Annotated in this window: 12 protein-coding genes; 5 read left to right on the top strand and 7 right to left on the bottom strand. The window is 42.3% G+C overall.

The window, feature by feature from the left end:
- Positions 1 to 98: 98 nt before the first annotated feature.
- Complete coding sequence (locus tag R2S08_RS28620) at positions 99 to 1,331, bottom strand: ABC transporter permease (protein WP_316838325.1); 1,233 nt, start codon at positions 1,329 to 1,331, stop codon at positions 99 to 101.
- A 100-nt stretch (positions 1,332 to 1,431) separates the two neighbouring features.
- Complete coding sequence (locus R2S08_RS28615; RefSeq protein ID WP_316838324.1) at positions 1,432 to 1,785, bottom strand: iron-sulfur cluster assembly accessory protein; 354 nt, start codon at positions 1,783 to 1,785, stop codon at positions 1,432 to 1,434.
- Between the two features lie 164 nt (positions 1,786 to 1,949).
- On the opposite strand from R2S08_RS28615, the gene R2S08_RS28610 reads away from it, so the two are divergent.
- From R2S08_RS28610 to dnaA, 3 genes are all read left to right on the top strand, one after another.
- On the top strand, positions 1,950 to 2,480 hold the full coding sequence (locus R2S08_RS28610; protein WP_316838322.1) for a hypothetical protein: 531 nt from the start codon (positions 1,950 to 1,952) through the stop codon (positions 2,478 to 2,480).
- Positions 2,481 to 2,482: 2 nt separating this feature from the next.
- On the top strand, positions 2,483 to 4,030 hold the full coding sequence (locus tag R2S08_RS28605; RefSeq protein WP_316838321.1) for a methylmalonyl-CoA mutase: 1,548 nt from the start codon (positions 2,483 to 2,485) through the stop codon (positions 4,028 to 4,030).
- A 194-nt stretch (positions 4,031 to 4,224) separates the two neighbouring features.
- Positions 4,225 to 5,655 carry a chromosomal replication initiator protein DnaA gene (gene dnaA, locus R2S08_RS28600; RefSeq protein WP_108552972.1) on the top strand — a complete coding sequence of 477 codons (1,431 nt, stop codon included), beginning with the start codon at positions 4,225 to 4,227 and terminating at the stop codon, positions 5,653 to 5,655.
- A 66-nt stretch (positions 5,656 to 5,721) separates the two neighbouring features.
- Here dnaA and R2S08_RS28595 read toward each other — a convergent pair whose 3' ends face one another.
- From R2S08_RS28595 to R2S08_RS28575, 5 genes are all read right to left on the bottom strand, one after another.
- Positions 5,722 to 6,273 carry an NUDIX hydrolase gene (locus R2S08_RS28595; RefSeq protein WP_316838320.1) on the bottom strand — a complete coding sequence of 184 codons (552 nt, stop codon included), beginning with the start codon at positions 6,271 to 6,273 and terminating at the stop codon, positions 5,722 to 5,724.
- The gene (locus tag R2S08_RS28590) at positions 6,274 to 6,678 is read right to left on the bottom strand and encodes a hypothetical protein (RefSeq protein ID WP_316838319.1); all 405 of its coding nucleotides are present in this window, start codon (positions 6,676 to 6,678) and stop codon (positions 6,274 to 6,276) included.
- Positions 6,679 to 6,687: 9 nt separating this feature from the next.
- The gene (locus R2S08_RS28585; protein WP_316838318.1) at positions 6,688 to 7,458 is read right to left on the bottom strand and encodes a TPM domain-containing protein; all 771 of its coding nucleotides are present in this window, start codon (positions 7,456 to 7,458) and stop codon (positions 6,688 to 6,690) included.
- A gap of 63 nt (positions 7,459 to 7,521) precedes the next feature.
- Positions 7,522 to 7,968, bottom strand: a complete 447-nt coding sequence (locus R2S08_RS28580) for a TPM domain-containing protein (RefSeq protein WP_316838317.1) — start codon at positions 7,966 to 7,968, stop codon at positions 7,522 to 7,524.
- 79 nt (positions 7,969 to 8,047) lie between these two features.
- Entirely contained in the window at positions 8,048 to 8,632 is a 585-nt protein-coding gene (locus tag R2S08_RS28575; protein ID WP_199077976.1) for a LemA family protein, read from the bottom strand.
- Positions 8,633 to 8,855: 223 nt separating this feature from the next.
- Between R2S08_RS28575 and R2S08_RS28570 the strand changes: the two genes are divergently transcribed.
- Positions 8,856 to 10,397, top strand: a complete 1,542-nt coding sequence (locus R2S08_RS28570; protein WP_316838315.1) for an NAD(P)/FAD-dependent oxidoreductase — start codon at positions 8,856 to 8,858, stop codon at positions 10,395 to 10,397.
- Between the two features lie 57 nt (positions 10,398 to 10,454).
- On the top strand, positions 10,455 to 10,814 hold the full coding sequence (locus tag R2S08_RS28565) for a CoA-binding protein (protein ID WP_316838313.1): 360 nt from the start codon (positions 10,455 to 10,457) through the stop codon (positions 10,812 to 10,814).
- The last annotated feature ends 33 nt before the right edge of the window (positions 10,815 to 10,847 follow it).

Genomic DNA, 10,847 nt, shown 5'->3' with positions numbered 1-10,847 from the left:
AAATTATCAGGCCTATTACAATACACAATATGCAGGCAGGTAAGTCCTAAGCCTATTGAAAAAAAGCCTGACCGGAAATTTTTCCGGTCAGGCTTTTTTTATTCGTATCGAAGGGCTTCTACAGGATCGAGTTTTGAAGCCTTCTTAGCTGGATAATAACCGGATAAAATTCCAACAACGACGCATAAAGCAAAACCGCCCAGTATAAAATCCCATGGGATGATAAAGGCCCCGTGCATCATTAAGGAAATACTATTGCCGAGCAGGATACCAAGTAATATGCCCAGTGCGCCCCCCATCAGGCAGATCACTACGGCTTCAATAAGGAATTGCTTCCTGATCACCGAAGGATTTGCACCAATAGCTTTACGAACGCCAATTTCCCGGGTTCGTTCAGTTACTGAAACCAGCATGATGTTCATCAGGCCAATAGAGGCACCGATCAGGGTGATGACTCCAATGGCTATGCCGCCAATGGCGATATATTTCAAATTCTCAAAAAGAGTTTGAGCAATAGCATCGCTTTTGGTAATTTCAAAATTATTTGTTTGACCCACCTTCAGCTTTCGGATGTTCCTGAATTCGGAGGTGGCTTCGCCGATCACATTGTCCATCATTTCATTGCCTGGTACCATCACGGTAATGGTATAAGAAGGATCTGCAAATGAATTGATCAGTTTGGCTTTGAGTAAAGGTACATAAACTGCCCGGTCACCACTGAAGCCAATACTTGAGCCTTTAGAGGCCAGGATACCAACAATTCTCAGCCGGTTGTTTCCAACGCTGATGATTTTATCTATTGGAGTTTCCTTTTTAAAAAGCGTTTTGATAATCTCACTTCCCACGATACACACATCAGCCCCCAGTTGTGCCTCCGTTGCACTAAAGTTACGGCCTTCGGAAAGGTCCAGACCCTGGGCAATTAAACCATATTCATCCACGCCCTGTATGGCAATATTGGGATTGGTTTTCTCTCCTCCATATTTAACGGTTGATCCGCCGCTGGCACGAATGCTGATAGAGACTGTGGCTGGTGTTTGGAGGCGTTCTTTAAAAGCAACAGCGTCTTCAAACCGGATGGATTTAAAGGCTTTTGGCCGCTGTCCCGGACCGCCAACACGTATTCCGGTACCCCGGTTGCGGATGGTGAAGGCGTTAGCGCCCATACTGGAAAAGGCCTCTGTCATACTTTTCTTTACGGCGTCGAGGGTGGTTAAAATCCCAACCAATGCGGAAAGTCCAATGGCGATGATCAATGCGGTAAGCATGGTTCTTAACCGGTTGCTTTGAATAGATTGAAGGGCCAGTCGAACGTTTTCAGTATAGGTCATTTTCCAGATTTAAAATTCTTGAGGGGTAAAAATAAAAAGTCCCGCTGTTAAGACAACGGGACCTCCTGAAATGTTACAATGGTTGCGGTTTAAATCTGATTTAAACGGAGAAGCTTGTTCCGCACCCGCATGTGCTGTTCGCATTGGGGTTGCTGAAAGTAAAACCTCTTGAATTCAGTCCGTCCTGCCAGTCTACCTGCATACCCATCAGGTACATCTGGTGTGCTTTGTGCATAAATACCTTAATGCCGTCTATAATGAATTCCTGGTCGCCGTCTTTTTTCTGGTCAAAGCCTAAAATATAGCTCATTCCTGAACAGCCTCCGCCTTCAACGCCAACCCTTAAACCGAAGTCCTCGGAAATTTCCTGCTGGTCCTTTAATTTTAAAAGTTCTTTTACAGCACCTTCTGTAAAGGTTACCGGTGCAAATGCGGTGTCAACTGTCGTACTCATATGATTTGAAATTAAGAATAATAAAATAAAAAATATTTGTTTTTCCATACGGGCAGCAGTTGTTGGCTGCCGGCGAAAAAAAACGATTTGTGGGGTAAATATAAATAAAATGTACATTTTTGCCCTTGTAAAACACTAATTATTACGGTATTCAAACAATTTCAATGAACATACAAGATTTTGCAGCTGCCACCTTTGGTTTGAGTATAGCCGGTGTTGTAACCGTTTCTGCGGGTTATTATCTGCTAAAGCAGGATATCCATCAATACCTGAAACTGAAGTCGTCAGAAAGCGAAGGTACTGCCCGGAAAGAATTACTCACTCTACGTCTTCAGGCCCATGAACGGTTGATCCTTTTCGTAGACCGGATCAATCCGGCCAGCTTGTTTCTAAGACTGCATCAGCAAGGGATGCCTGCCGCCGTGCTTCATGCTTTGATCCTGGAGGAAGTACGTACTGAATATCAGCATAATGTGACCCAGCAATTGTATATCGGAACAGCAACCTGGCAGGCGGTCAGAAAATTAAAAGAAGATACTTTAATCATGATCAATCATGCCCGGCAAAATTTGCCAGACGAAGCCCTGGCTGCGGAATTGTGTAAAATAGTCCTGCAACATCTCGGGGGGATGGAACATAATCCTTATGACCTTAGCCAGGAACTGATCACCAAAGAAATACATCTATTATTTTAAATATGGACGACAAGAAATTTACGACGACCTCAGGTCTGGAAATTAAAGAACTGTATACTGTAGCCCGCCCCTCTGATGAGCGTCCGGGCATATTTCCTTTTACCAGGGGCATACAAAAAGACATGTACCGCGGGCGTTTATGGACCATGCGCCAGTATGCTGGGTTTTCTACGGCCGAAGAATCGAATAAAAGATACCATTATCTGCTCAATCAGGGTACTATGGGATTATCCGTAGCCTTTGATCTGCCTACCCAGATCGGATATGATTCTGATCATGAAATGGCAGAGGGTGAAGTTGGAAAAGTGGGGGTGGCGATTGATTCTCTAAAAGATATGGAAATCCTCTTTGATGGTATTGAGCTGAAAAAGATCACCACCTCGATGACCATTAATGCTACAGCCTCCATTTTACTGGCCATGTATATCGCCCTGGCAAAAAAACAAGGGGCAGATATCAAGCAGATTTCCGGGACGATCCAGAATGATATTCTTAAAGAATATGCTGCCCGGGGGACTTACATTTATCCGCCTAAGCCTTCTATGCGGATCATCACCGATATTTTTGAATACTGTAGCAAAGAGGTGCCCAAATGGAATACGATTTCTATATCCGGCTACCATATCCGAGAAGCAGGATCTACTGCGGTGCAGGAGCTGGCTTTTACACTGGCCAATGGTAAGGCTTATCTGAATGCGGCTTTAGAGAAAGGACTGGACATTAATGTATTTGCCAAGAGATTGTCTTTCTTCTTCAATTGCCATAATAATTTTTTCGAAGAGATTGCAAAATTCAGGGCTGCCCGCAGGATGTGGGCACACATCACAAAGGAACTTGGAGCAACTGATGAGAAGGCACAAATGCTTCGTTTTCATACACAAACCGGGGGATCTACGTTAACTGCACAACAGCCTCTGAATAATGTGATCCGGGTCTCTAATCAGGCGATGGCTGCTGTACTTGGAGGTACACAATCCCTCCATACCAATGGCTATGATGAAGCCTTGTCTTTGCCTACAGAAGCCGCGGCAAAAATTGCCTTACGTACCCAGCAGATCATCGCTTTTGAAAGCGGAGTAACAGATACCGTTGATCCTTTAGCCGGCTCTTATTTTGTGGAAAACCTCACCGACGAGATTGAAGCGGCTGCGCAGCTTTATATCGATAAAATTGACGCGATGGGTGGCTCGGTTCAGGCTATAGAGAATGGTTATATTCAGGATGAGATTGCAGGGGCCTCTTATCAGTATCAGGTGGAGGTTGAAGAGGGCAGCAGAGTGATTGTCGGAGTGAATAAATTTACCCAGCAACAAGAAGGAATTACCGATGTTATGAACATTGATGAATCTATCCGATTGATCCAGACAGAAAAGTTAAAAAAACTAAAACAGGAAAGAGACAATTTTGTTGTAGAAACAGCATTGAATAACTTGAAAAAAGCGGCAGAAGGAAGTGAAAATCTGATGCCATATATCCTGGATTCGGTAGAAGCCTATGCTACGCTTGGAGAAATCGCTGATACGCTACGTAGTGTTTTTGGAGAATATTAAAAAGGATGTTAATAAATAGTTATCCACATAAAAAATTCAGGTTAAGTGCAGTATGATACTGATGTTTAAGCTCTTACCAAATAAATGAAATTTAAGTTTTTTTTGTTGATAATTTTTTCAATATTCGATGTCTCGGAGCGGCCGATTCATAACGCCTTTCCCGTTACTGTAAACCAACAAATTATAGAAAACCTATGGAAATAACTTGTACGGAAGTATGGAAAAACTGTCTCCAAATTATTAAGGATAATATTCCAACCCAGAGTTTTAAAACTTGGTTTGAACCTATATCCGCTCTTAAACTGGAGGGTAAAGTTTTGACGATACAGGTGCCAAGTTTATTTTTCTATGAGTGGCTTGAAGAACATTATGTTGGACTATTACGAAAAACAGTGAAAAAACAACTAGGAGAAGAGGGTAGACTGGAGTATAATATTGTTGTGGATAAATCTTCCAACAGCGGATCTCCTTATACCACCAATATGCCATCCAATGGAAACGGAGCAGAAGCAAAGATGCAATCTATGCCTATTCCAGTTTCTATCAATAAAGACATTAAGAACCCATTTATTATACCGGGATTAAAAAAACTCAATGTAGACCCACAGCTCAATTCAAATTACAGCTTTGAGAACTATATTGAAGGGGATTGCAATCGTTTGGCCAGGTCAGCAGGATATGCTGTTGCAGCCAAGCCAGGTGGTACCTCATTTAATCCGCTGATGATCTATGGCGGTGTGGGCTTAGGCAAAACACACCTTGCACAAGCCATCGGGAACGAAATCAAAAGAAACATGCCGGATAAACTGGTGATCTATGTTTCCTGTGAGAAATTCTGCCAGCAGTTTGTAGATTCCCTGAAGAACAATACCATTAATGATTTTGTGAATTTCTATCAGGCAATGGATGTGATCATCATGGATGATGTCCATAACTTTTCTGGTAAAGAAAAAACACAGGATATTTTCTTCCATATCTTTAATCATTTGCATCAGTCTGGAAAGCAGGTTATTTTAACCTCTGATAAAGCGCCAAAAGATTTGGCTGGGCTGGAAGAACGCCTGTTGAGTAGATTTAAATGGGGGCTTTCTGCAGATTTACAGGTTCCTGATCTGGAGACGCGTATCGCGATTCTGAAAAAGAAGATGTATGCCGATGGGATAGAGCTTCCTGCGGAAGTGGTCGAATATGTAGCCAACAATATTGATAATAACGTACGTGAGCTGGAAGGCGCAATGGTTTCATTGCTTGCCCAGTCTACGCTAAACAAGAAAGATATTGACCTGGCCCTGGCCAAACAGATGCTGAAGAATTTCATCAAGAATACCTCCAAGGAGATTTCTATGGAATACATTCAAAAACTGGTTTGCGAGTATTTTGAGGTTCCGGTAGATATGGTGAAATCCCAGACCCGTAAACGTGAAATTGTTCAGGCACGCCAGATTTCTATGTACTTGTCTAAAAGTCATACCAAATCCTCATTAAAGACCATTGGGGCTTTCTTTGGTGGTCGTGACCACTCTACGGTAATCTATGCTTGTCAAACGGTAGAAGACCTGATCGACACGGATAAGAAATTTAAGGGATATGTACATGATATCCAGAAAAAACTGAAAATGAGCTAAGGCTCATCGTTTAATAAAAAGCCCCTTTAAGAATAACTTGCAGGGGCTTTTTGATGAATTAGAGTATTATGTCTGTTGCTCCAGTCGGAGTAGTCCATAGAAAAGGGCTGCGGTATGCAGTGCTTGTTCAATCTTATTCTCCTTTAGGAATTGTTTGACTTCTTCTATGCTGTATTCTTCTACATTTAAGATCTCATGTTCATCGAGATGCTGTGGATGTGTTTTTACACCACCCGTTAAGAAGTACGTAAAAGTTCTGTTGTTTGCCGTAGCAGGATTTGGGTATAACGTTGCGATTTGCTCACAGGTTTCAAAGGTATAGCCGGTTTCTTCCAGTAATTCTCTTTTAACCGCAGTTTCCGGAAGTTCGTCGCCATCGATCACACCGCCAGGGATTTCGAGAGAAATAATATCTGCGCCATGCCTGTATTGTCTAACGAGAATGATTTTGTTGTCTTTAGTTAAGGCGACGGCATTTACCCAATCGGGGTATTCTAAAACAAAATAATCATCTTTTATTGTCCCATTCTGAAGTTTACAGGTATCTACTCTTAGGGTTGCCCATTTCTCTTTTACCAGGTATCTGGAAGAGAGCCTTTGCCATTTTAAAATCTCCATCTAGGAATTCGTGCTTAAATATTTCTTCACCACATCTTCTCTGTCCAGATTGATCATGTTGATGGTGCGGTGTTCTGTGATTAACAATTGATAAATTTGCCCAAGCTTTATAGCCAGGGACTTGTTTTTTTGGTTTGAAAGGGCCGGATCAAAAATGGAATAAAGTATTTGACTCAGTACGTCCAGTTTCTCTGCGGGAAATGCAGATGTCTTTAAAAAGGCCGAAAAATCAGTTTCATCCATCACCTGCAGATCGTCGTCGCTCAGGTTATATTCATTTTGAAGCAGATCCTGTAATTTCTGATCTGCTTCTTCTGTTTTCCCTTCTGTTTTTAAATGAAGGATGCGGGCCAGCGCCTCGGCCAGTTTTTTGATCTCCGCTGTTAATAAATCTCTTCTTAGCATATTTTTCTTTTACCAGCTTCCGCTGCTTCCACCTCCGCCAAAGCTTCCGCCTCCAAAACCTCCAAATCCGCCACCGCCACCGCTGCTGCTGCCACCGCCGAAACCGCCACTGCCTCCGGAACCTCTTCCACCTCCAAAGAGCATACTCCAGAATAAGGCATCGGCAACGCCCCGGCTGCCAATAACCTGACTGCCTCCGCGTCCGCCGCCTCTGCGGATGATTACAATGATGATAATGATGATGATGATTAAGATAGGCAGGGCAGATCCATTGTTATTATTGCCTTTTTTAGGATTGTCATTTTTATATTCCCCTTTGGTATAGCGGATAATGGCATTGGTTCCGGATTCCAGGCCGCCATAATAATCGCCATTTTTAAAATAAGGTTTAATATCGTTCTCAATGATTTGTTTGGTGTACATATCTGGCAACGCCCCTTCTATTCCATAGCCTGTTTGAAGCGAGATTTTTCGATCTCCAAGGGCAACCAAAAGCATAATTCCGGTGTTTTTCTTGCTGCCTACGCCCCACTTTCTTCCAAGTTGAAGGGCATAATCATTGATGTCATAGTCGCCAACTGATTTTACTATAGCAATGGCAATCTGAATAGAAGTAGAATCGTCAAAAGCAACCAGTTTATCTTCGAGTTGCTGGGTTTGTGACGCGGTTAAGGTGCCCGTAAAATCGTTAACCAGTTTATTGGGTTTGGCCGGGAATTCCTGTGCAAAACCAATGGTGCTGAAAATAACCAGTACAAGAACCAGGATCGATTTTTTCATCTGTATATGATTTGTTTTTAGAGATGATGAAGCCATCACGTGCTACTGCACATGATGGTTTTATCATGTATTTTGTTTTATTTGATCCATAAAAATGATATCGTTGGGCAACTCATTAATGTCACCGCTTTGATATGGGAAAAACAGGGCCAGCTGTTCGCCAATCAGGCTGATTCCTGCAATAAGGCCCTGGGTGATATTGCCTCCGGCAAAATGTGCTTTCATTGCGATTTGAGTGGTTTCCCAAAAATCCTCCGGAACAACCTTGTGGATGCCACTGTCTCCAATAACGGCAAACTTGTGATCTTCATGGGCGAGATAGATTAAAACCCCATTGTGATGGGCGGTTTTATCCATGCCCAGTTTTTTAAAATAAGCTGTGGCGATATCAAATGCTTCACCTTTACAATGTTTATCAATTGCTATTCTGATTTCTCCAGAAGTCAGTTTTTCTGCTTCTGAAATAGCGGTAGAAATCAGTTCCTGTTCTTGTTCATTAAAAAGTGCCATAAGGAATTTTTATAAAGATAAGGGTAATGAGGTCTGTATTCTGGAACGCTCATTACCCTTAAAAGTTATAGTGATATAATTAGAATTCTACTTTTGGAGCATTCTGCGCACCGGCATCTGCTTTAAATCCTGCTTTCTGGCCAAAACCAAAAAGTCCGGCGAAGATGTTGTTAGGGAAACTTCTGACTTTGGTGTTGTACACCTGAATAGATTCGTTGAAATCTTTGCGGGCCACGGCGATTCTGTTTTCAGTTCCTGCCAGTTCTGCCGAAACATCTCTGAATTGTTCTGTTGCTTTTAATTCAGGGTAGTTTTCTGTAACCATTAATAAACGGCCCAGTGCCTGGCTCACCTGGCCTTGTGCGGCTTGATATTTTTCAATATTTTCCGGGGTTAATTTAGTTGGGTCTACAGTGATCTGCGTAGCTTTTGCTCTGGCCTCTGTAACGGCTGTTAAGGTAGATTGTTCAAATTTGGCGGCTCCTTTAACGGTATTGACCAGGTTCGGGATCAAATCTGCACGACGCTGGTATTGTGTTTCTACTTGGTTCCATTTTGCCTGAACATCTACGTCCATTTTGACCATGCTGTTGTAACCATTACAGCCTGCAAAGGCCAAAAGAATAACCAGGACACCTACAGCTATTAATACGATTTTTTTCATAATGTATAAATTTTTGGATTATTATTATCAAAGCTTTTAAGCGCTTTGCGGCTCATTTGTTGTTTTTTTTGTGATGAAATATCATCTTCTTTCTTGGTGATTTGCCAGTTTTTCAGTTCCGGTTCTTCGTTTTTTTCTATGTGTTTTACATTGGTTAATTTACACAATAGAATGCAATTTCTGTACCTTTGTTGAAATTCAGGATAAAAACCTGACAAGTTTTATGCAAAAAGAAATAGAAATAAAGCTTTTGCCCGAAGAAATAGGGCAGGAGGAAGTCCTAAAGAAAAATCTTTCAGCTGCCTTAAGGATTGATTCAGCAAGAATTAAAGGCTATAAAATTCTAAAACGTTCTATAGATGCCCGCTCCCGTCAGGTGGTCTATCGGTTAATGGTTCGTGTTTACATAGATGAACCGTTTTTGACAGATATTTATCATTTTAACTATCAAAATGTCAGGGATAAGAAGGCTGTCCTTATTGTAGGTGCCGGGCCGGCTGGATTATTTGCTGCATTGCAGTGCATAGAGAATGGGCTGAAACCTATTGTTCTTGAACGTGGAAAAGATGTTAAACAAAGAAGAAGAGATCTTGCTGCGATCAATAAGGAAGGGCTTGTAAACACAGAATCTAATTATTGTTATGGAGAAGGAGGGGCCGGAACTTATTCGGATGGTAAGTTGTATACCCGTTCCAATAAGCGTGGTGATATCAATAAAGTGCTGGAAACCTTTGTGCAGCATGGGGCTACGGAGGATATTCTGGTAGATGCCAGGCCGCATATTGGCACCAATAAATTGCCTCATATTATTACCGCTATCCGTGAAACCATCTTAAATGCTGGTGGTGAGGTTCGTTTCGATCAAAAAATGACAGATCTCCTGGTGGAATTTGGAAAGGTGAAAGGTGTCGTGGTAAACGGAGAAGAAAGTATAGCTGCGGATGCTGTGATTTTGGCCACCGGGCATTCTGCAAGGGATGTGTATGAGTTGTTAAACGATAAACATATCCTGGTTGAGGCAAAGCCTTTTGCCCTGGGTGTCCGCATTGAGCATCCTCAGGCTATTATTGATGCGGCACAATATCATTGTGATATCCGGAGTGAATTTTTACCTCCAGCCTATTATAGTCTTGTAGAACAGGTTGGCAGTAGGGGGGTATTTTCTTTTTGTATGTGTCCGGGGGGTATTATCGCGCCTTGTGCTACTTACGAGAATGAAATCGTGGTGAATGGCTGGTCTCCTTCCAAAAGAAACAATCCTTTTGCAAATTCCGGCACTGTGGTGCAGATCACTCTTGATGATGTGCCTGGTGATGATCCTTTAAGGATGATGCATTTTCAGGCTGAAATTGAAAAGAAGGCTTTTGTGCTTGGTGGTGGAAATCTGGTGGCTCCGGGCCAAAGAATGGTTGATTTTGTGGAAAAGAGGGTTTCTTTGGATCTTCCGAAGAATTCTTATCTCCCGGGAACCAGGAGTGCTATGCTGGATGATACGCTGCCTGCTTTTGTTGCGGAGAGCCTAAGAGGGGCTTTGCCTCATTTCGGACGGAAGATCAAAGGCTATTATACGAATGAGGCTATATTGGTTGGTGTGGAAAGCAGGAGTTCTTCGCCTGTGCGGATTCCAAGGGATAAGGAGACTTTGCAGCATCCCCAGGTAGCGGGTTTATTTCCTTGTGCTGAGGGTGCCGGTTATGCTGGTGGTATTGTGTCTGCTGCAATTGATGGCGTAAATTGTGCAAATGCTGTCTTGAAATTTCTTTGATGAAACATTCTTTTCTGAATGAATGTTGATGTATCAAGTGTACTTATATTGTTTGTAATGAAGAAGACTTTAATAATAGGGGCAACGCCCAATCCGGAAAGATATGCGTATGAAGCGGCGCATATGCTTAAAGCGAAGGGGCATGATATCGTTAATATCGGGATTAAGAAAGGGGAGCTTGCGGGGATACAGATTGAAAAACCGTCAATTCCTTATCATGATATTGATACTGTAACGCTTTATATAGGTAAGGATGTACAGAAAGAGTATTATCAGTATATCCTGGATACCAATCCAAAGCGGGTAGTTTTTAATCCTGGTACAGAGAATCAGGAGTTGGAGGACTTGCTGACGAAGCAGGGGATTGAGCCTGTAGAAGCATGTACCTTAGTTCTTCTGTCTACTGGACAGTATTAATTCCTTTCATTGGTTTTGTTGGTGGTTTATAAC

This window comes from Pedobacter nutrimenti (genome assembly GCF_032678445.1).
Lineage (GTDB): Bacteria > Bacteroidota > Bacteroidia > Sphingobacteriales > Sphingobacteriaceae > Pedobacter > Pedobacter nutrimenti_A.
The sequence above is the reverse complement of the archived record's forward strand: the minus strand, read 5'-3'. Positions and strand labels throughout refer to the sequence as shown.

Bases quoted from the DNA above. Each gene is read 5' to 3' on its own strand.
- R2S08_RS28580 (WP_316838317.1), bottom strand. From the start codon at position 7,968: ATGGCACTTTTTAATGAACAAGAACAGGAACTGATTTCTACCGCTATT.
- R2S08_RS28565 (WP_316838313.1), top strand. From the start codon at position 10,455: ATGAAGAAGACTTTAATAATAGGGGCAACGCCCAATCCGGAAAGATAT.
- R2S08_RS28605 (WP_316838321.1), top strand. From the start codon at position 2,483: ATGGACGACAAGAAATTTACGACGACCTCAGGTCTGGAAATTAAAGAA.
- R2S08_RS28590 (WP_316838319.1), bottom strand. From the start codon at position 6,678: ATGCTAAGAAGAGATTTATTAACAGCGGAGATCAAAAAACTGGCCGAG.
- R2S08_RS28570 (WP_316838315.1), top strand. From the start codon at position 8,856: ATGCAAAAAGAAATAGAAATAAAGCTTTTGCCCGAAGAAATAGGGCAG.
- R2S08_RS28585 (WP_316838318.1), bottom strand. From the start codon at position 7,458: ATGAAAAAATCGATCCTGGTTCTTGTACTGGTTATTTTCAGCACCATT.
- R2S08_RS28610 (WP_316838322.1), top strand. From the start codon at position 1,950: ATGAACATACAAGATTTTGCAGCTGCCACCTTTGGTTTGAGTATAGCC.
- dnaA (WP_108552972.1), top strand. From the start codon at position 4,225: ATGGAAATAACTTGTACGGAAGTATGGAAAAACTGTCTCCAAATTATT.
- R2S08_RS28620 (WP_316838325.1), bottom strand. From the start codon at position 1,331: ATGACCTATACTGAAAACGTTCGACTGGCCCTTCAATCTATTCAAAGC.
- R2S08_RS28595 (WP_316838320.1), bottom strand. From the start codon at position 6,273: ATGGAGATTTTAAAATGGCAAAGGCTCTCTTCCAGATACCTGGTAAAA.
- R2S08_RS28575 (WP_199077976.1), bottom strand. From the start codon at position 8,632: ATGAAAAAAATCGTATTAATAGCTGTAGGTGTCCTGGTTATTCTTTTG.
- R2S08_RS28615 (WP_316838324.1), bottom strand. From the start codon at position 1,785: ATGAGTACGACAGTTGACACCGCATTTGCACCGGTAACCTTTACAGAA.